Origin of the sequence: Bartonella sp. AP9QHHD (genome assembly GCF_042195625.1) — a bacterium.
Taxonomy (GTDB): domain Bacteria; phylum Pseudomonadota; class Alphaproteobacteria; order Rhizobiales; family Rhizobiaceae; genus Bartonella.
Map to the genome: position 1 here is coordinate 54295 of NZ_JBHIOP010000062.1, position 20185 is coordinate 74479.

The 20185-nt window shown below is 39.1% G+C and carries 18 protein-coding genes and 2 pseudogenes; 8 read left to right on the forward strand and 12 right to left on the reverse strand.

What is annotated here, in order from left to right:
- Position 1: 1 nt before the first annotated feature.
- The 9 genes from ACFIK4_RS05145 to ACFIK4_RS05185 form a co-directional block, all read right to left on the reverse strand.
- Complete coding sequence (locus tag ACFIK4_RS05145; protein WP_375675282.1) at positions 2-376, reverse strand: hypothetical protein; 375 nt, start codon at positions 374-376, stop codon at positions 2-4.
- Positions 377-464: 88 nt separating this feature from the next.
- On the reverse strand, positions 465-1616 hold the full coding sequence (locus ACFIK4_RS05150; protein WP_375675284.1) for a DUF6990 domain-containing protein: 1152 nt from the start codon (positions 1614-1616) through the stop codon (positions 465-467).
- Between the two features lie 13 nt (positions 1617-1629).
- Positions 1630-1995 carry a hypothetical protein gene (locus ACFIK4_RS05155; RefSeq protein ID WP_375675286.1) on the reverse strand — a complete coding sequence of 122 codons (366 nt, stop codon included), beginning with the start codon at positions 1993-1995 and terminating at the stop codon, positions 1630-1632.
- 228 nt (positions 1996-2223) lie between these two features.
- Positions 2224-2580 (reverse strand): hypothetical protein, encoded by a 357-nt coding sequence (locus tag ACFIK4_RS05160; RefSeq protein WP_375675288.1) that lies wholly within the window; start codon positions 2578-2580, stop codon positions 2224-2226.
- A 230-nt stretch (positions 2581-2810) separates the two neighbouring features.
- Complete coding sequence (locus ACFIK4_RS05165) at positions 2811-3149, reverse strand: hypothetical protein (RefSeq protein WP_375675290.1); 339 nt, start codon at positions 3147-3149, stop codon at positions 2811-2813.
- A 1351-nt stretch (positions 3150-4500) separates the two neighbouring features.
- Positions 4501-4764, reverse strand: a complete 264-nt coding sequence (locus tag ACFIK4_RS05170; RefSeq protein WP_375675292.1) for a hypothetical protein — start codon at positions 4762-4764, stop codon at positions 4501-4503.
- Positions 4765-5021: 257 nt separating this feature from the next.
- Positions 5022-5576, reverse strand: coding sequence for a hypothetical protein (locus ACFIK4_RS05175; protein ID WP_375630091.1), 555 nt, complete (start codon positions 5574-5576; stop codon positions 5022-5024).
- A 48-nt stretch (positions 5577-5624) separates the two neighbouring features.
- The gene (locus ACFIK4_RS05180; protein WP_375675295.1) at positions 5625-6248 is read right to left on the reverse strand and encodes a hypothetical protein; all 624 of its coding nucleotides are present in this window, start codon (positions 6246-6248) and stop codon (positions 5625-5627) included.
- Positions 6188-6709 (reverse strand): hypothetical protein, encoded by a 522-nt coding sequence (locus ACFIK4_RS05185; protein ID WP_375613261.1) that lies wholly within the window; start codon positions 6707-6709, stop codon positions 6188-6190. The genes ACFIK4_RS05180 and ACFIK4_RS05185 overlap by 61 nt, the downstream gene beginning before the upstream one ends.
- Before the next feature lie 1859 nt (positions 6710-8568).
- Here ACFIK4_RS05185 and ACFIK4_RS05190 point away from each other — a divergent pair.
- From ACFIK4_RS05190 to ACFIK4_RS05220, 7 genes and pseudogenes are all read left to right on the forward strand, one after another.
- Positions 8569-9135 carry a hypothetical protein gene (locus ACFIK4_RS05190; protein ID WP_375675297.1) on the forward strand — a complete coding sequence of 189 codons (567 nt, stop codon included), beginning with the start codon at positions 8569-8571 and terminating at the stop codon, positions 9133-9135.
- Positions 9136-10634: 1499 nt separating this feature from the next.
- Entirely contained in the window at positions 10635-11579 is a 945-nt protein-coding gene (locus ACFIK4_RS05195) for a YopJ/AvrA family T3SS effector serine/threonine acetyltransferase (protein ID WP_375638310.1), read from the forward strand.
- A gap of 328 nt (positions 11580-11907) precedes the next feature.
- Positions 11908-12834 (forward strand): YopJ/AvrA family T3SS effector serine/threonine acetyltransferase, encoded by a 927-nt coding sequence (locus ACFIK4_RS05200; RefSeq protein ID WP_375638309.1) that lies wholly within the window; start codon positions 11908-11910, stop codon positions 12832-12834.
- 695 nt (positions 12835-13529) lie between these two features.
- On the forward strand, positions 13530-14192 hold the full coding sequence (locus ACFIK4_RS05205) for a lysozyme (RefSeq protein ID WP_375611604.1): 663 nt from the start codon (positions 13530-13532) through the stop codon (positions 14190-14192).
- Complete coding sequence (locus ACFIK4_RS05210; protein ID WP_375611603.1) at positions 14189-14425, forward strand: hypothetical protein; 237 nt, start codon at positions 14189-14191, stop codon at positions 14423-14425. The genes ACFIK4_RS05205 and ACFIK4_RS05210 overlap by 4 nt, the downstream gene beginning before the upstream one ends.
- Before the next feature lie 128 nt (positions 14426-14553).
- Positions 14554-14766, forward strand: coding sequence for a hypothetical protein (locus ACFIK4_RS05215; RefSeq protein ID WP_375610233.1), 213 nt, complete (start codon positions 14554-14556; stop codon positions 14764-14766).
- Positions 14767-15290: 524 nt separating this feature from the next.
- A pseudogene (locus ACFIK4_RS05220) lies at positions 15291-15460 on the forward strand (integrase); the annotation flags it as partial.
- A 775-nt stretch (positions 15461-16235) separates the two neighbouring features.
- Here ACFIK4_RS05220 and groEL read toward each other — a convergent pair.
- The 3 genes and pseudogenes from groEL to groES all read right to left on the reverse strand — a co-directional run.
- Positions 16236-16441 (reverse strand): annotated as a pseudogene (gene groEL / locus ACFIK4_RS05225) (chaperonin GroEL); the annotation flags it as partial.
- 72 nt (positions 16442-16513) lie between these two features.
- Entirely contained in the window at positions 16514-18157 is a 1644-nt protein-coding gene (gene groL / locus ACFIK4_RS05230; protein ID WP_375606493.1) for a chaperonin GroEL, read from the reverse strand.
- 58 nt (positions 18158-18215) lie between these two features.
- On the reverse strand, positions 18216-18512 hold the full coding sequence (gene groES / locus ACFIK4_RS05235) for a co-chaperone GroES (RefSeq protein WP_005774667.1): 297 nt from the start codon (positions 18510-18512) through the stop codon (positions 18216-18218).
- A 227-nt stretch (positions 18513-18739) separates the two neighbouring features.
- Between groES and fumC the strand changes: the two genes are divergently transcribed.
- Complete coding sequence (gene fumC, locus ACFIK4_RS05240; RefSeq protein ID WP_375611602.1) at positions 18740-20128, forward strand: class II fumarate hydratase; 1389 nt, start codon at positions 18740-18742, stop codon at positions 20126-20128.
- The last annotated feature ends 57 nt before the right edge of the window (positions 20129-20185 follow it).

A 20185-nucleotide genomic window follows, 5' to 3' on the forward strand; every position in this document is an offset into this window, starting at 1 on the left:
CTCATTGATTAATCTCTTGCTGCTTTATTTTTTCTTTTAGTTTTTGCTTTATTTTTTCCAATTTACGCTCTTTAAAACGACAAATCCCCCACAAAATAGGAAGGGGTGTGAGAAGACAAAACCATATCAACACTGGTAAGAGAAAAATAAGAGAACCAATTCCTTCCCATCTTGTCCATTGCAACGGCTGTACCAGAGACTTTGCACCCGCAGGAACTTCTAAAGCCATCATGATAAGGCATGTACAAAACATGATAAAAAAGCGGTGCCCTATTATTTTACACCGTCCCACCCCTTTACGCATTTCCACTGAAGACACCATAAATTTTCTAAATGAAAAGAAAGACTCTTCAAATGTTGCTTTTTTCTCCTGCATTGTTCCCCTCTGCTTTTACGCTTCGCGCTTTTTACGCATTATTTTCAGGTTTAAGCTCTTTTTAAATTATCTAAACTCTTTATTTTTCTCAATAAATTTTTTCATCAATCCTAATTTCTACATCCATATATTCTAACTCCCCATCCTTTATGTAAAGAATATGAGGACGATAGTTTTTTCCATCAACCTCACAAATCGCGTCCTTTTCGTAAACAAAATATCCCTGTTGCCTTAATTCTTCTCTTTTTTCCTCGATCAAATTTTCATAAGAATCTCTTCTTCTATTGCACAAATTGGGATCTGTAGCTCTAAAACATTCATAGCTTTCCACCTCCATGGAAAAATCCTTTGCCGCCTGTTGAAGCAAATCGTAACTGGGTTGCTTTGTCTTTTCTACCGCTTGAGCAATCACCATTGCGCGTTCCAGATGCTCCTCTTCGATGCTTGTTTCAAAGCCCAGCTTCTCACCTTCCATAAAGCTTTTGTGATAAGAGTGTAAAGTTTCAACATCGCCCATCAAAGCCAGAGCAGCAAGATAACGCAAGGAATAAGAAGCCAACCGAGGGACCACAGTTTTGTTTTCCCAAGGCAGGATTCTATATTGAGAGTGAAGCATCTTGCCAAGATCAACCTCAGTCATTGCCTCATCTAAAGCTTTCTCGAGTACACGACGTAAACATCCAACGCTTACCTTTTCTTCAAAAATTTCCAACCCCTTCACATCAAAACTCAATTCAAGAGCAATCAAACCTCCAGAATTATAAGGGTCTATTGTTTGGCAAGCCGCCGCATGGATACCAGAAACCACTGCAATTGCACAATCAAATCGCGGATACCCCTTCTCAGCATTATAAAGAAACTGCACTTCACGATCTGGTAAATAATAGGTGGCCAAATGATCTCCTTTTCCTTCAATTTCCACCTTCCACCCCAAACTCTTTAAAAGCGCCGTTGCACTTTCCATCGTTAAGATTTCCTCATCAGAAAGAGAAAACTCTTTTTCCTCAGATAACGGCTTAATCATCGGCATTTCCCCACTAGACGGCTCAAAAACGACAGGTTGTTCAAGCACGCGGCTTAATTCTTTTGTCACTTGGCAATACAGCCTCACCCGCTTGAAAGTAGAGTAATACAATGCCCAAATAAACATCATGACCACGGCAGAAAGCAGCGTGAAAAGCGTCAAGCCCACACCCCACGAGAGTACAACAATAATATCCATCATTTTAATATCTATCATTTTCTCCGCCCCTTCATGCGCTGTTTTGTTGAGAAGCGGTTTTTCTCCGCTTCCAGATTGCTTGCTCCAACATATCGATCTTTTCTTTCAACAGAACCGTGAAAATGATACGAACCACAAAGGCAACAGGGATGAACAAAAAAATAAACCATGATATAAGCTCCATAATTAACGAGAGAGCTGCCACGACATCCCCTTCCCACTCCGCCAACTTCCACCCAAGCAACATGGGTACGAAGCGAAGAGCCATTCTTAAAGCAGCCACAATGAAAGCAATACAAAAAATGACTTTATAATTTTTGCTTGTCAAAAACGCTTCTTCCAGCGAAAAAGACCGTGGTTCTTTATCCAATGGTGATTTTTTTCCATTGCCCCTCATTTTTTATCCCTCATTTGTTTCAATTTCTAAGCCATTTTCATGAACCGAAGCTTTCGTCCTCACAATGAATGAGGGTTCATCAATATCAAACGCTTGTATCCCTCATCTTTTATAAAGACAATATCAAGGGTGCATTTTTTCATCACCTTCAAACATCGCACGAAGAGAAGGTCTCTCCTACAACGCATGAGAATATATAAAGACCAGTATTCATTTTCTGCCCTCCCTTCACACGCTGTTTTGTTGGTAAGCCGTTTTTCTTCTCTGCCAGATTTCTTGATCCAACTTATCGATCTTTTTTTTCAACAAACGCGTAAAGATGATACCGACCACAAAGGCAACAGGAATGAGTACAAAAAGAAGCGCTGATATAAAAACCAATATTAATGTTAAAATGAACAGGATATAATTCCACCACCCTGTCAAATCCCACTTAAAAAACATAAAGAATGCCATTATAAAAGCTGACACAATGAAAGCAATGCAAAAGATGACTTTATAATTTTTGCGTGTCAGAAACGCTTCTTCAAGCGCAAAAGTCCGTAATTCTTCATCCAATGATGCATTTTTTCCATTGCCCCTCATTTTTTATCCCTCATTTGTTTCAATTTTCAAGCCATTTTCATGAACCGAAGCTTTCGTCCTCACAATGAATGAGAGTTCATCAATATCAAGCGCTTGTATTCCTCATCTTTTATAAAGACAATATCAGGGGTGCATTTTTTTCCATCACCTTCAAACATCGCACGAATAGAAGGTCTCTCCTACAACGCATGAGAATATATAAAGACCAGTATTCATTTTCTGCCCTCCCTTCACACGCTGTTTTGTTGGTAAGCCGTTTTTCTTCGCTGCCAGATTTCTTGATCCAACTTATCGATCTTTTTTTTCAACAAACGCGTAAAAATGATACCGACCACAAAGGCAACAGGAATGAGTACAAAAATTAAATCTAATATAACCTGCACGATGCAAAAGAGAGCTGCCACGACATCCCCTTCCCACCCCGCCAACTTCCACTCAAGCCACATGAGTAAGAAGAGAAGAGCCGTTCTTAAAGCTGCCACAATGAAAGCAATGAAAAAAATGACTTTATAATTTTTGCTTGTCAAAAACGCTTCTTCCAGCGAAAAAGACCGTAATTCTTCATCCAATGATGCATTTTTTCCATTGCCCCTCATTTTTTATAAAGACAATATCAGGGGTGCCTTTTTTTTCATCAACTTCAAACATCATGTTTTCATCACTCACAGTGTACCCCCTATTATCTTAAGGCTTCTCTTTTCTCGTCGATCAAATTTTCATAAAAATATCTTCTTCTATTGCACAAATTTGGGTCTCTGACTCTAAAATTCTAAGTGCTCTTTTTATTTTCAGGAAGATAAGCTGCTTTCCAAAGAAGAAGCAAACGAGTGCAAGAAAATCGTAACGAGGTTGCTTTGTCTTTATGACGATTTAAATCATCAACAAAACCGGCCCAAATTGATTTTTTCGATATTTTTTTCAAAACCCAAACTTTCATCTTCCATAAAGCTTTTATGAGAAAGCTGCCAAATGTTAACATCACCAAGCAATGTCAAAACCACAAGGGTGTGCAAGTAAAGAAGAAGCCACTTGAGAGATAGCACAATTTCCTTTTCCCAAGGAAGGGTGTTCTATTGAAAGCCAAGCACGCAGACAAGATCAACCTCAGTCCCAGATCAACCTCATTCATTGCCTCATCGAAAACTTCCTCAAGTACACAGCATAAATGCCTTACGCTTACCTCTTCCTCAAGAAATTTCAATCCCTTTGCCTTAAAATCCACCCCTTTGCCTCAATGCCTCGTTGTCAATCTGGCCCCCCAAAATGATAAAGCCCTAAAATGATAAGGATTAATCATTTGGCAAGCCGCCGCATGGATACCAGCGTCTCTCACAATTCCATAACCAAATTGCACAAAACCTTTTTCATCCAGAGAGAGAAACTGTCCTTCACGGTCTCGTAAATAAATAGATGTCCCTCTTTTCTTTCAATTTCCCCCTCTACCCCAGGCTCTTTAAAAGCACTGTTACACTTTCTATGGAGCAAAACGTGTGCTTTTGGCGCGTCTTCTCTATGCGTCTTACCTCTCCACCTGCAAGAAAATGGGCTCTTCTTCCCCAAACACCAGAATATCTTTTGCTTTAAGTATAGATTTTTCGCTCTCAATATCGCTTGGTAAAACACATTTTTATGCTTGATAAAAGAAAATAAGTTACAAGATTTTCACTCTTTAAGAAAACACCAACAGCAAGTAAAGTCCAAGAGCAGCCCCTCTTCACTTTCCCCTTAAAAGCTCACAAAAATCCCACTCAAACAAAAGTACCACTCAAGCAAAAGTACCACTCAAGCAAGAGCACCTCTCAAGCAAGAGCCTCAATTCTTTTCAAAACACGACACAAATATAAAAAGGCATAAAACGAGAAGTGTCCCCCATGCTCCTTAATGAACAAGTCAAAAGCAAGGCTCAACGAAAGCCTCTCTTCACTTTTTCCCCTCGCTCATTTTCCCCTCGCTCACATCGTATAATATGACGGGAGCTCCTTTCTGCTCAACCTCTTCTTCTAATTGCCGTATCATTTTGTTCAACTGACGGGTCACGATAAAACGCATAATAAAAACAATCGGTAAGAATAAAAAAGTACAGGCAAGCAGCCATGCCAGTGGCTCGAATACGACAAGAGAAACAAAATCCTGCCCTCTCCATATCTTAACGACAACAGTTATAACTATTGGAGCAGTCGCCATGACCGTAGAAAGATAGAATATTTTTTTATAGTCTTGCCAAACAAGAGAAAGCTGCTTTTTATTTTTGAGAGATCTGTTTTAAGGCGATATCGCGTTCATTCAGCACGCATTTCAGTTCCTTTTTCACGCGGCAATACAACCGCGCACGCTTGATAAACAGGTAATAAATGACAACGATTGGCACCCACAATAAAACATTTAAGACCATAAAGAACAGGAAAGAAAAGGCCATTAATGTTATAAGACTACTGGTCATTTTATCCTCCACGCCCATTCTTCATACGAATTGCCTGATCGCGTTGTTGTATTGCTTCTTTCAATTGTTGAAGTTTTTTGTTCAATTTTCTCGTTAATTTTATACACATGATCCCAATGATCGGAAAAAAGAGAAGAAGCCCAAACCATAGAATGCTCAACAGCTGCATGATAACGCCGACCATATCGCTCTTCCACCATACCAAATTTGCGACAAAGAAAGCAGATTGCAAAACAGTAAAGAGGATAAAGATAAAAAAGATTATTTTACATTCTTTTGAAGAAAGAGGCAGAAATTCTTTGAAGTTAAGAAAGCGCATTGTCGCATCAAGGGTCTTATGGGCGAGATTGTGTCTTTTCATTTCTCCCAGATCATTGCACAATTGTTGTATGGCTTGCTTTTTTTGCGTTGTACTCTTTTTCAAGTCTTGAGAGAGTTTAAAAGATAACCTGATATGTTTGATCAACCGGTAAGGAAGCCGGATCATAACCATAAACATTACAATGGCAATGATGGTGAACCCTAAAAAAGCCAAAAATTTTATAACAATAGTCACGTGTTTCCCCTATCGCATTGATGTGAAATCATCATTTTTATTCTCTTCTCAAGCAACCATTTCTAATTTCTTTATTGTTTTTTTCACGCCATAATGAAGGAGACTATGGAAGATTAAAATGACAGGTAAAGCGACAACAATACACGCACAAAACCAAAACAGCAGCTGCATGCCAAAAACGCCAACCTTAAACAATAGAGGCATATAATTGTGTAAAAAAATCGCAGATTTTGGAAAAAAAGCAAAAAAAGCGAGCAAAACTGCGAAAACCACAATCACAATGAAAGCTAGAAAAAAGATGATACAATAATCTTTTCTTGAAAGTTCCAAAGATTCTTTAAAAGAAAGGGAGCTGAGCTCTGTTGCAAAAACTGTATTTTGTCCTATGCTGACTTTCTGATTATGCCCCAAATTCTGTAATGCACCCTTTTTTAATTTCCGCCGCATCCCACACAACAATATTGTCCGTTTTATCAAAGAATAATAAAGTACCAAGATTGTCATCAGAGTAGAAAAAAGTATCATGATCTCCCCGAGAAACATGACAGTACTCCACCATACTGTAGTCAAAATTACAAAAGTACTTATAAAAGAAGCAGCCACTTGTTTCCCTATTGTGTTTTGTTGAGAGATTGGTTGTCTAGCTGTTGCTGCTCTGGCAATGTATCCCACAGCTTCATCATTTCCTTCACCTCCCGTTTAGAGATAGCGTTAAAGACAAAAAAGAGTGGAAAGAACACCACAAGAACACCAAAAATCATTTGCGGCAAGAGACATAAAAAAGCCCAAACACTATTCCATCCCGCGTCACGCAAAAACACGATTGCAGGATTATTTTCAAAAGGCTGTTTCAAGATCTCCTTAATCATTTTTCGAAGATCTCCTTGTTCCATTTGTCCCAGTGCTTGAAACTGTTCTTTGGATATAACGTGAAAAAACTCCAAAGGATTCATATAGACAGTCGCGGCAAAAAGCACCAACAAGAGGATAGCCAAACACAAAATGATGACGTAATCTTTTCTTGAGAGAGCCGTCCATTTTTTGAAAACCGCACACTGATTTAACACGGGCTGTGACGCAAAAGCCGTATTTCCCTTATGGGCAGATTGGTGTTGTGATTTATCTTCGATCATACGGATATTTTCTCACTTCTAACATGCCCACTCACTCTTTGAGAACATGCAACCAGCAAAACCGGTTTATCTAGCACTCTTTTCACCATGAAACACGCGCTATAAGCCCCTTTAAGTCTATTTTTAAAATTTCTCATACGTGACAACATACAATCCCTAAACCTTACAAGCACAAATGCCATTGTATCCTCTTATCTATTACCCACACTTCAAAAGACAATGTTTCACAAAACTCAACAAGCAAAAATATTCAATCTAAGAAATATCTGATGTGTAAAGTTTACAAACAATACGCTGATTTATAACAATTTATTGTTTTTCATATTAAATGAGAACCCTAAATACCGTAGGATTGTCTTATTCCAAACCTATTCCATATTAAATCAACCCAAACCATGTCTCTTGTGCGTTACAAGCAGAAAGAGCCATATAGAGTAAAACATTAAGAAAGGATGATAAATGCCTCTAAGGAAGCGCCTCAAATGCCAAGAGCTGTCCGCAACAATGAGAGCTGGCAAAATGTGTGATGCTATAGACTTTCTTCTTCACAAGCGTAAAAATGGAAGTGTGCAATAGATTTTATATTATTCAAACTTTATATGGATTTCATTGGGGACTTTATCGTTATACCCTTCATGAGCACCCTTGAAAAATGGGCAAAAGAGAGCCCTAAGACATGGCTCTTTAAAAAGCAACACAAAACAAAGTCAAACAAGCAATCGATTATCCAGTATAAAAAACGTGCGACAAACAACCTTAATCCTCATTTGAAAGCTTCTTAATCAAAAAGGCTTCATTTTAAAAATTCTTCATTAAAGATGAAATATCTCACAGCCCCTACATTTGTATAGCCCCTACATTCATCAAGGCATCTCTTATAAAAGCATCTTTTTATAAAGGCATTTTTATAAAGGCATTTTCTTCTTATAAAAACAGCCTCTTTCGATAATGCATTCCGTCCTTTAAACGACATCCCCTCGTCTTATGATGAGATCCATTAAAACGGAAAATTATACTCTATAAAGGATACTTACAAAGGATACACCAAACAAAATAGCGAGATCATTCACAGTTTATTTTAAGCCGATAAACGATATTTTATTTGAAAATATAGGGCATCTTATGTTATTATAATAGAATGCGGAGGTTTGCTTTTTGCCGCTCTCTGCCACTCAACAGAAGACAATATATCTCCTATAAAGGATAAAAGTATGCTTAACAGCGTGATGTATATCAAATATCTTGGGAAAGCGCCCAACAACAAAAAAATAAGAGAACCCAAATAAAAAGCTTCCAACTTAAGAAAACAATGACCTTTCAAAAGTGGAATTGAAAAATTTCCACAAAGCGCTCGTGAAAAAAGAGACAAATAATCCCATTAGAAAAAACTTCCTATTAGAAAGACGATGACATGCCCTTGAAATCCATTGTTATTTTTTCATTCACATTTGACAAAAATTTTCCTTCAATCTCTCAAGAACAGTTAAGAAATATTTAGAAAGCAAATAATCCGCTAGCAATAAAAAAATAAGCATGACAGGGGCGGAAGATAAGACTGATAGGGATAAGATAAAAAAGGTAAGAAACCACCTTAAAGATGATTTTTTCGCCCCACACCGTTGCTTTTCTTTGCATTTAAAACGCCTTTAGTATCGTTTGTTTTTTGATCTGCAACGGCTGATATTTCCCGGTATTTGCTCACTCCCCCCCCAGTATTTTCCCCCTTTTAAGTATTTTCCTCCTTTTAAGTATTTTCCCCCTCTTAAGTATTTGCTCCCCCCAATATTTGCGCCAAGTGCTTTTTACATCACTGTCCCCCATCAACAGACAGTTTCTTTTTCATTCAAATGGTTAAGTTCATGAAAATACGTAAAAAACGCGGTAGATCGAAAATAACAGGAAAGCAAGAGCCCAATAGCTGTATTTCACGTGCCCAAAATTCCAGCGAATCTGCGCTTCAATCTGCGATTGAAATGCGTGCAAAACACTTTGGTTTAAGCTTCGAAGAAGCGAAAAATCCGCTTGTCGGAACCTATATTGGGCGTCTTTGTTTGCTTGGCTATAAAGAAGCTTCATCAGGCATCAGTAAAGAGCAATATGACGCGGCGCAACAATACTTGCAAATTAGAAACGACTATTTATGTGCAAAAGGTTTACCAAACGGTTATTATGATGGTTTTACGCACAGCGCATCAGATGAGAAAGCAAAAAAGCAATGGGTCCAAAGAGCAACGGAACACTATGAAGCTATGCAAGAAGCGATTAAAGAAGCACAATATCTACATCGTCAACACAACTTTCATGCGGCATTACACTATCTTGTTATAGAAGATCAACCGCTGCCTAATCTTGTTGGTTCGTTGCGTATTATTCTTGATGCCCTTTATAAACATTTTGACAGTTCTACCCAAAAGAGCCTTGGCTAAAACACCCATCATTTCCTCCCCCTCACAGGATAAAGATTCTCCCCCTCCTTTTATAACATGCCTCTTTATAACCAGCGCCTTTATAAAGTCCCCCTTTGGCAAGTGACACTTGAGAACCTCTGAGCATGCCCTTTCATAGAATTTCATGGGATTGACAAGCTTAAAGCGCACAACAAACAAGCTTAAAAATATCCACCACGCCCTTTAAAAAAATACTTCAACTGTCAAAGAGACTTAACCTTATACCTACCAGTGCCTCACTTAATCCATGCCTCAAAGGACAATATTTCACGGCATATTCACGGCATGGACAGGATAAATATTGCCCCCTCTTTAAAAAACAGCAACATTCTTCTCTCTACCCCCCATTATAACAAACCACCCTCATCATACACTTCACCCAATATCGCGACATCCTTAGCTCTTCAGACAATTCATTATCGTCATTTTACGTCTTTTCTTGTACAATTCTATATGGCTCTTCTGATCTTATGACGGACAAGAGCTATGGCTTTTATTTCAGCATAATCTGGGTTTCTCATTCAAGATAAATAACGATAAAATATCCACTATAAATCAATAGCTTATCATTAAAACAACCCGTTGATTTTTGACACAATTAAAAGCATCATCCCTTAAACGAAAGAAAAAGCCCCTACCAACAATCTCCTCCCTCATCAACAACTGCACCGATAACCCTCCACACCCATCACACCACCACTAATACGACAGCCAGCACAACCCCAATCACCCCCACAAATCGCCAACACCTAAAGCTTTGCCCCGCAACACCTTCCAACCACCGCCTTCCCAATTTCATCAATAAAATACCACGGATTTCAAAACCACAATTCTCCCTTCACCTTTCCCCTCCTTTCTCAAAGGAGAAAATGTTTTTTGCCACATCAAAAACTTTTCCATTAAAACAAGATATTTTGCTGCATAGCTAATGAATGAGCTTTTTTCTGTAGATTTTTCCCGCGATAAAGGAGGAAAAATAATCGTTTTGCGGTTGACAGAATATGAAAAATCGTATTTAATGATGGATGCGGCAAGGGGTTTTCTGCGTCCAGATTTCATCGTAAAATTTTCGCATTATCATAGACTATTATAAGTTATTATAAACTGTTATAAAACAGTGTGTTTCGCGACAATGTTTAAAACTTTACGGTTTGAAGGTATCTTTCGTCCTTTTCTGACTGTTTTCTTTTGCATTACACAATTTGCATCACCAACAACTCTATAATTTTGAGATTTTCAAAACAAGTGGTATTCAATAAGGGCTCTCAATAGAACGCCCTAATAATCCCCCCATAAAATACCAATATCATACATCACAGCAATGATGAGCAATACACGCATAAAAATATGAAAACGGCATTATTATGCTCTCATCGCCTCACCTTTCAAGATGCAAAGGCTTGTTTTTCAAAACATTGTTTAGCCAGAATTGAAGAAGATAATATCACTTATCGATCATCAACATAGAGGCTAAGATTATGAAGCCACAAGATTCTCCCCCACCACATTCCTCACAAACCCCAGAAGGTGCAAGTGCACCTGAAGGGGCGCATGCAAATGCATCATTAGACACTCTTACTGCACATTTAGAACGGCTTAACATTGAAAAAATAAAAAACACCCCTTTTAATCGTGCGGAATTAAAAGATATTATTGCCGGTTTAGAAAAGCATAATGCCGATGGCAGTTGGATCAAAAATTATTATGATATTTTAGATCTTTACATGATGCCAGCCTTGGTCGATCAAGCAAATCGTAAATATCCAGAGATGAATCTCAAACTTACAAGCCCCCCTGACGGCTTTGCCCTTGCTCTCAAAGAAACGCTCGAAAAGGGCATAAAATCTTCTAGGCTGATCGTTAACGCACAAGATAGGGGAATTCATTTTGCGGTTGTCGATCATCAAACCATTGATAATAAAACATCTTTGATCTTTTTTGAACCGACCTTACTGCGTGACACGCTTCCCGCATTACTTGCATTAAGGACGCGACAATCCATTGAACATCACCAATTTCCGAATATTCATTTTGCCATAGTAGAAATGGATATTCAACGAAGCTCCTCTGAATGTGGGATGTTCAGCTTAAGCCTTGCCAAAAAGCTTTATCTCGAAGCTCAAAAATTAGAAAGACTACACAAAGATAATATTAAGGGTGTGTTATGTGAACCAGACACGCCTTTACCTGCTGAAAAATTAGATCCATATCTTCCAGCTCGTTTATACAAACACGTGCAAGGAAGAAGACGTCTTGGGGAATATCTAAAAGCCAATCCAGAAGCAGCACAGGAGAAAGTAAACAAAAAAGGCGAAACCCTAAACGAGAGGTTTGAGAGAAGCTTGGTAGCAACAGAGACAAAAACTGTTTCTGTTTCACAACACAGAAAAAGAGCCACAGAATACAAATCTCTGATGATGTAATAAGCATTTAGCTCTATTCCACCTTCACAAAGTAATGAAGCTCTGCGGCTTTACGGTAAGGCATAAATTGCTGTTAGCAAATCTTCTTTTGAGGTAAAGAGGTAAAGATGCAAACAGTAAGCAACGTGACCTCTTAAAAGATAAAAAGATACCTTACCTTTGACTCTGAAAAGCGGGGGATTTTGTCTTTCGTAACAAAAATTTTTTAAAATAAAGATGATTTCATCTCTTTGTTTTTTTTAGCTAAAAAATCTTTCCTGCAAACATTGTTTAGCCAGAATTGAAGAAATAATATCATTTATCGATCATCAATATAGAGGCTAATAGTATGAAGCCACAAAATTCCCCCCTCCCTCATTCCTCACAAACACCAGAAGGAGCAAGTGCAAATGAATCTTTAGAAGACCTTATTGCACGTTTGATGCAAAGTTCCATCCAAACAGAAGAAGAACATGTTGCACCGAGTTCTGACGAATTAAAAGATATTATTACAGGCTTAGAAGATGATCTTGTCACCGGCCGTTGGATTAACGCTTATTATGAAAACACAGATATTAGATTGATGCCGGCTCTCGTAGAAAAAGCAAACAGCAAATATCCAGACATGAATCTCAAATTGGCTCTTACAGCAGAAGAGTTTTCGCACGCACTAAAAGAAGTCGTTGAGAGCGACGCAAAATCTGCCCGATTTATAGTCAATTCGGGAAGCAAAATCCACTTTGCCGTCCTTGATTATCAAAAAGTTGATGACAAAATCTCTTTGATTATGCTTGAACCTACAACATTTCAGAATATCACAGCTTGCAAACTAGGGATAAAAATAAATCAAACCCTTCAATGTCTTCAACTGCCTCCTTATTCTTTTACCACGGCAGAAATGGATATTCAGCGAAGCTCTTCTGAATGCGGGATGTTCAGCTTAAGCCTTGCCAAAAAGCTTCATCTTGAATCTGATAAATTAGCAAGATTGCATAAGGATAATGTTAAGGGTGTATTATGTGAACCCAATTCATCTTTATCTGCTGAAAAGTTAGATTCCTATCTTCCAACCACTTTTTATAAACACGCACAAGGAAGAAGACGTCTAGAACACTATTTAAAAGCCAATCCGGATGCTGAACATGAAACAGTCAACAAAAAAGGTGAAACTCTGAGAGAGAGATTTGAAAAAAACTTAAGAACAACAGAAGGAAAAACTGTTTCTGTTTCCTCGCACCAAAAAAGGATTACTGAATACAAATCTTTAACGATGTAATTGAGGCTTTTCCATATTCCTATTCATCAAAGAACGAAGAGATGCTGCTTTACGGCTAAGATTTCTCTAAGCAAACCAGCTTTTGCGCTCATAAAACAAAAATAGCATAAACAACTTTCCTCTTAAAGAAAAAGCACCATTGTCCTATAAAAACCAGCCCCTCTTAAAATTGTATTAAAATTCCACAGCTCTTGTTAGCCCAAAGCTCTGTGTAACAATGAGGCTCTTTGGATAAGCAAAATGCTTGATACATAAAATATTTAATGCTTTCGTCTTCAGTAAAAGCATATGTCTTTTTTTCTGAGAGTATCCGCTTCGTATCTCAAACACCCCCACATCAATACCATACGACCAAACAACCGCAATAGACCACACTTATCGTGCATCAACCCAACAACTGCCCGCACACCAAGAAGGCTCCATAAAAAAACACCAGGACAAGCTCTTAAAATCTACAACCTCTCTTAACGGAAAACACCAGCCCAACTATTACTCCTCTTGCCCAGCCATTATTCCACTTACCCAACTATTATCCCTTTTGACCAACCATTCCCCCATTCCCTAAGATGTCATAACCAACCTTTTGATTTCATAAAAGTTTCACATCTCTTCTGTTTTTGAAGCGTGAAAAAATTCATTTTTAATCTGTCAACCAGCCTCACGTTAACGTGAGGCTTTATTTTATGGAGAAGCAAATGAGAAAAATATCATCAGCAGGGCTTGCGCTCATTAAACAATGGGAAGGATTGCGTTTACAAGCCTATAAAGATGCCATCGGGGTGTGGACAATTGGCTATGGTCATACCAGCGCGGCTGGCAAACCGTTCGTTCACAAGGGCATGATCATTACTGAAAAACAAGCAGAAGAAGTTCTTTCTCAAGATTTAAGACAATTTGAAAATACCGTTGAAAAACATGTGACGGTTTCTTTAACGGATGAACAATTCGCCGCGCTCGTATCGTTTTGCTATAATATAGGAACATCGGCTTTTTGTAATTCGACCCTGCTCAAAAAACTCAATAATGGCGAATATGAAGCCGTCCCTGCTGAGTTACAAAAGTGGACTAAAGCAGGAGGAAAACGTCTTCACGGTTTAGTGCACCGTCGTGCAGCAGAATCGGGATTATGGGCAAAAGGGGCTTATGTTTCTCCCAACTACCAAACTGTAGAAACGCAAGCTCCAATGGGATTTTTCAAAGCAGAAGCGCTTACACCGATTATTGGTTCTTTTTCTGGACTTGGGGGCTTATTGGCAGGCAATGGTCCCATCCAATGGGCATTAGCAACCATTATGGTTTTAGCCGCCTGCGTTGGCATTTTCTTTGTGGCAAAACGGTTTCGGGAGCAGCGCTTATGATGTGGTGGTTGAAAAAAAATCTGATGATAACAGGAGCGGCTCTGACCGCTTTTTTTATCGCTTTAGCAAAAGCTTTCACTCTTGGAAAGAAGGTTGAACAACAAAAGCAAATAGAAAAAACGCTAAAGTCATCAACAACACGGCTAGAGGTGGAAAATGAAATTAATCAAAAAAGTGATGCTGATATACGCGCTGCTCTTACTCACTGGTTGCGCGATAAAAACAATCAATGAGCCTTTTTCTTGCGTTGGTTGGATGCCCATTTATTTAGACAACAAAGATCTCAATATCATCAGTTCAAATCTCGCAAGAGATATTTTAAAGCATAACAAACAAGGGGAACACATGTGTGGGTGGAAACATGGCTAGAAAAAAAACGGAAAAACAAACAGAGCTTACAGAAAAGGAAAAAGAAGTCCTACAAGAAATCATCACAACGTATAAAAGTGTAAAAATGATGTCACGCTATACGAAATGGATTATATTCATCATTTTCTTATTAGCACTTGATTTTTCACGGATCGTAGATGTGCTGGGAAGTATTTTTACACAAAAATCGAATATTCAGCTCTAAAATAAATAAAAAACGTGAGACGTGTTAAATCTTTTAAATATAAAAAGCCATTCGTTATTTTTTGAAAACATGGAGATTTTATTGATGATTTTTCATGTCTCACGAGAAATTTTTATACACTCTTCACAAACACTTTCATGAAATGAATTTAGGGGTATGAAGAGAGATTTTTAACCAACGCGTAAGTCAGCAACTTTGGTAACATAAGAAAAGGATCATACCAACATACATTTTTTTAATAAACTATTGATATCCAAATGATTTTATACTCTTCATAAATAGCATTGCCAAGAATTTGTATTAAAAGACATTTCTTTTAAAGAAGTGCATAAACAAGCAATGTAATGGTAGCCTTACATAAAGCCTCTCATCTTTACGTTGAATAAAAAAGCAAGCCGGCTCCTCTCACCTTCCCAATGCCCTGCCTCTCAATGCCCTGCCTCCCAATTTCCACCCTCCCAATTTCCACCCTCCCAATTCCCTGCCTCTCAATTCCCTGCCTCCCAATTTCCACCCTCTCAATTCCCTTATGTTCTATGCATAAAGGTCAAGTTGAAGAGAATATATGGAAAATCCTTGGCTCGAAAATATGAAAAGAAGGCATGAGGCTACAACAGAATTTCGCGTGCCTTTATCATCAGAAGCATTAAAAATTCTAACACAAGCACGCCTACTGTCTTGTCATGATTTTTTTCGGCTACCTGTCATGGTCCCCTTAGTTCAAAAATGGCTCCCCACTCAAGAATTTTCTGTCACAATATAGGCAACAAACAGAACTTGAGTATAACAATATGGGTTTGGCTCCAGTTTAGGTGATGAGCTTACCGAAAAAAAGATGAGAGCAAGGCGAAAAATTAGCTTTTATCTTTAAGCTTCTCAAATGGAGCAGTCTCCCCATTTCAGAGATCAACGAAACAGAGAGATGCTTATTCTCCTATGCAAAAGCTTGAAATACCAGCATCTTATTCATAAAAAACAAACCAGCCCCATCATGCTCTTTTCAACTCTGTCTTTCCAACGCTCAATAGGTACTAACTCTTAACTACTGACTCTTTTTAACTACTGACTTTTAATGATTGCGTTGGTTCATAAAAACCGTAGTGACCTCTCACCTTATGAAGCACAAACCCAGGATTTTTTAACGATGCATGCATAAACCTGAAATGAAAAAACAGAACTGTATTAGGAATAACTGACTATAAATCAAAGAATTATATTTTTATTAGCACAATATTTTCAAAGGAAACCACGATCCCCGCACAATAGAAACATTTCATAAAAACAAGAGAAAAAGCTATGGATTAAGAGTGAGATTCATTCACAATGACGGTAGATCAACCAGTGGAGAATAGAACAATCCTATAAGATAAAGAAACTATCATAAAAGGAAAAACTGTATGAAACGTGAAAAAGCATAAAAAAAACGGGCACAGAAGACCCGTTTCTTTATTACGTCTAGGAATAAGAGCTTAGAAATCCATTCCGCCCATTCCACCCATTCCACCAGCAGGCATCGGAGGCATTGGTGTATCTTTCTTTGGAACTTCAGCAACCATTGCTTCTGTTGTGATCAGAAGGCTCGCAATTGAAGCCGCATTCTGAAGAGCAGAACGCAAAAACTTTCACGGGATCAACAATTCTTGAAAGCAATCAAATCACCGAATTCACCGGTTGAAAAACATGAAAAAGCATAAAAAAAAACGGGCACAGAAGGCCCGTTTCTTTATTACTTCTATGGAATAAGAGCTTAGAAATCCATTCCGCCCATTCCACCCATTCCACCAGCAGGCATCGGAGGCATTGGTGTATCTTTCTTTGGAACTTCAGCAACCATTGCTTCTGTTGTGATCAGAAGGCTCGCAATTGAAGCCGCATTCTGAAGAGCAGAGCGCACAACTTTCACAGGATCAACAATTCCCAAAGCAATCAAATCACCGAATTCACCAGTTGCGGTATTGTAACCATAAGTGTCAGCATTATTTTCCAGCACTTTGCCCACAATAATAGCGGCTTCTTCACCAGCATTGCTTGCAATCTGGCGCGCTGGTGCTTGTAGAGCACGACGAACGATACTAATACCAGCTTCTTGGTCAGGATTACTTCCCTTAACGGTCAACGCATTTGCTGCACGCAACAATGCGGTACCACCTCCAGCAACAATACCTTCTTCAACAGCAGCACGTGTTGCATTCAAAGCATCATCAACACGGTCTTTCTTTTCTTTCACTTCAACTTCTGTTGCACCACCCACACGGATAACAGCAACACCACCAGCGAGTTTAGCAAGTCTTTCTTGCAATTTTTCACGGTCATAGTCAGAAGTTGTTTCTTCAATCTGAGCCTTGATTTGATTGACGCGAGCAGTAATTTCAGCCTTTTGTCCAGCACCATCAATAATGGTGGTGTTTTCTTTAGAAATATTCACTTTCTTTGCACGTCCAAGCATATCCAAAGTGACATTTTCAAGTTTAATGCCCACATCTTCAGAAATAACCTGTCCGGATGTCAAGATAGCGATATCCTCTAACATTGCTTTACGACGGTCACCAAATCCAGGAGCTTTTACAGCAGCAATTTTCAAACCACCACGCAATTTGTTGACAACGAGCGTTGCCAAAGCTTCACCTTCCACATCTTCAGCGATAATGAGAAGTGGTTTTCCAGACTGAACAACAGCTTCAAGCACAGGAAGAAGAGATTGCAAATTAGACAATTTCTTTTCGTGAATGAGAATGTAAGGATCATCAAGATCAGCGACCATTTTCTCAGCATTTGTGACAAAATAAGGGGAAAGATACCCACGGTCAAATTGCATTCCTTCAACGACTTCTAATTCCGTTTCAGCAGTTTTAGCTTCTTCAACGGTAATGACGCCTTCATTGCCCACTTTTTCCATAGCATCAGCGATCATTTTACCGATTTCAGCAGCGCCATTAGCGGAAATTGTTCCCACCTGTGCAATTTCTGCTGAAGTTTGGATTTTTTTTGCTTTTTTGAAGAGGTTTGCCACCACTTCTTCAACAGCAGCATCAATCCCACGTTTAAGATCCATTGGGTTCATGCCCGCAGCAACAGCTTTAACACCTTCTTGCACAATAGCTTGTCCTAAAACAGTTGCTGTTGTTGTTCCATCACCAGCGATATCATTGGTTTTAGAAGCAACTTCGCGCAACATTTGTGCACCCATATTTTCGAACTTATCTTCCAGTTCGATTTCCTTTGCAACGGATACACCATCTTTTGTGATACGAGGCGCACCGAATGATTTATCAATCACCACATTGCGACCTTTAGGGCCGAGTGTCACCTTAACAGCATTAGCAAGGATGTCGACACCGCGCAACAAACGCTCACGCGCTTCACGGCCAAATTTGACTTCTTTAGCAGCCATTTAATTTCTCCTTGGAGTTTTCTCAAAATAGTACACAATGAAAAACTAAGTGCTTCAATTAGCCCATAATTCCCATAATGTCAGATTCTTTCATGATGAGGAGGTCTTCCCCATTAATCTTGACTTCAGTTCCAGACCATTTTCCAAACAAAATACGGTCTCCTGTTTTGACTTCTAAAGGCACGCGCTTTCCGTTATCATCGAGAGCGCCATTGCCAACAGCAATCACTTCGCCTTCTTGGGGTTTTTCTTTTGCTGTATCAGGGATGATAATCCCACCAGCCGTTTTATTTTCAGATTCAACCCGACGGACAACGACACGGTCGTGAAGTGGGCGGAATTGTATATTAGCCATGTTTTAAATCCTTAAAACTGAACATAATTGAATTAATCTTAAAAGTTCTTGCTAGCACTCTCAAATTACGAGTGCTAGCATGTGTTAGATATAAAATCGGCATCTCTCAATGTCAAGAATAGCCATAAAAATAATTTCTCTAAATGAAGCTTCAAAGTCTTGCCTCTTATTGCACTTTCGCGTTATCTATCTTTTTTGAGAACCCGTGAACAAAAAAGGATCTTATCATGGTTGAAACACGTCAGGAAACGGATAGCTTTGGAACGATTTCGGTACGTCAAGATCGTTATTGGGGCGCACAAACTGAACGTTCTCTGCATAATTTTAATATTGGCAGTGAAAAGCAGCCTCTTGCCATCATCTATGCCTTAGTCCTTGTCAAAAAAGCAGCAGCGATTGTAAATATGGGCAAAGGAAAACTACCAGAAAATATTGGAAAAGCAATTATTGCCGCCGCTGATGAAGTGCTTGCTGGCGATTTTGATACGCATTTTCCACTGTCCGTCTGGCAAACAGGTTCTGGCACACAAAGCAATATGAATGTCAATGAAGTCATTGCTAATCGTGCTAGTAAGATTTTGGGAGGAAAACTTGGAAGCAAAAAACCAGTTCATCCCAATGACCATGTCAATATGAGCCAATCATCGAACGATTCCTTTCCCACGGCGCTTCACATTGCCACCACGTTGCAAACACGCCAACACTTACTGCCAATCCTTGAAGCTCTTATTGCGACATTAAAACAAAAAGAGCAAGAATTTGCAGATATCATTAAAATCGGCCGCACCCATACGCAAGATGCAACCCCTTTAACCTTAGGGCAAGAATTTTCAGGCTATCGTGCCGCATTAGAAGCCAATTTTCAGCGTATTGAAAATGCTCTAACCGATGTCCAAATGCTTGCTCAAGGTGGTACGGCTGTTGGCACAGGGCTGAATGCGCCAAAAGGTTTTGACGTTGCTTTTGCGCAAACAGTGAGCACTCTCACAGAAATAACGTTCCAAACTGCCAGCAATAAATTTGAAGCACTTGCCCATCATGGCGCCCTTGCGCATTTCCACGGGAGCTTGAATGCTCTCGCTGCTGATCTGTTTAAAATTGCCAATGACATTCGGTTTTTAGGCTCTGGTCCACGTTCCGGTTTAGGGGAACTCAGTCTTCCTGAAAATGAACCCGGATCTTCTATTATGCCCGGCAAAGTCAACCCCACGCAATGTGAAGCCTTAACCATGGTCGCATGCCAAGTTTTTGGTAATCACACCAGCGTAACCTTTGCCGCAAGCCAAGGACATTTTGAACTCAACGTTTATAAACCTGTTATTGGCTATAACGTTTTACAATCAATTACCCTTCTTGGTGATTGCATGCGTTCTTTTGATATGCATTGCATTCAAGGATTACGAGCCAATCGTGTTCATATTCACTCACTCATGGAGCGCTCACTCATGTTAGTCACAGCTCTTGCACCAGAAATTGGCTATGAAAAAGCTGCTGAAATTGCCAAAGCAGCGCATAAAAATGATACAACTTTGCGCACCGAAGCATTAAAAGCAGGTGTTTTTGTAGAGGATTATGACCGATTAGTTGATCCTAAAAAGATGATTGCTCCCCAATAAACAACCCACTAAAAAAGATGCAAACATCTTAAAACAAATCTTTCTGTCAAAAGATCG

Bases quoted from the DNA above. Each gene is read 5' to 3' on its own strand.
- ACFIK4_RS05145 (WP_375675282.1), bottom strand. From the start codon at position 376: ATGCAGGAGAAAAAAGCAACATTTGAAGAGTCTTTCTTTTCATTTAGA.
- ACFIK4_RS05150 (WP_375675284.1), bottom strand. From the start codon at position 1,616: ATGATAGATATTAAAATGATGGATATTATTGTTGTACTCTCGTGGGGT.
- ACFIK4_RS05155 (WP_375675286.1), bottom strand. From the start codon at position 1,995: ATGAGGGGCAATGGAAAAAAATCACCATTGGATAAAGAACCACGGTCT.
- ACFIK4_RS05160 (WP_375675288.1), bottom strand. From the start codon at position 2,580: ATGAGGGGCAATGGAAAAAATGCATCATTGGATGAAGAATTACGGACT.
- ACFIK4_RS05170 (WP_375675292.1), bottom strand. From the start codon at position 4,764: ATGGCGACTGCTCCAATAGTTATAACTGTTGTCGTTAAGATATGGAGA.
- ACFIK4_RS05185 (WP_375613261.1), bottom strand. From the start codon at position 6,709: ATGATCGAAGATAAATCACAACACCAATCTGCCCATAAGGGAAATACG.
- ACFIK4_RS05190 (WP_375675297.1), top strand. From the start codon at position 8,569: ATGAAAATACGTAAAAAACGCGGTAGATCGAAAATAACAGGAAAGCAA.
- ACFIK4_RS05195 (WP_375638310.1), top strand. From the start codon at position 10,635: ATGAAGCCACAAGATTCTCCCCCACCACATTCCTCACAAACCCCAGAA.
- ACFIK4_RS05200 (WP_375638309.1), top strand. From the start codon at position 11,908: ATGAAGCCACAAAATTCCCCCCTCCCTCATTCCTCACAAACACCAGAA.
- ACFIK4_RS05205 (WP_375611604.1), top strand. From the start codon at position 13,530: ATGAGAAAAATATCATCAGCAGGGCTTGCGCTCATTAAACAATGGGAA.
- ACFIK4_RS05210 (WP_375611603.1), top strand. From the start codon at position 14,189: ATGATGTGGTGGTTGAAAAAAAATCTGATGATAACAGGAGCGGCTCTG.
- ACFIK4_RS05215 (WP_375610233.1), top strand. From the start codon at position 14,554: ATGGCTAGAAAAAAAACGGAAAAACAAACAGAGCTTACAGAAAAGGAA.
- groL (WP_375606493.1), bottom strand. From the start codon at position 18,157: ATGGCTGCTAAAGAAGTCAAATTTGGCCGTGAAGCGCGTGAGCGTTTG.
- groES (WP_005774667.1), bottom strand. From the start codon at position 18,512: ATGGCTAATATACAATTCCGCCCACTTCACGACCGTGTCGTTGTCCGT.
- fumC (WP_375611602.1), top strand. From the start codon at position 18,740: ATGGTTGAAACACGTCAGGAAACGGATAGCTTTGGAACGATTTCGGTA.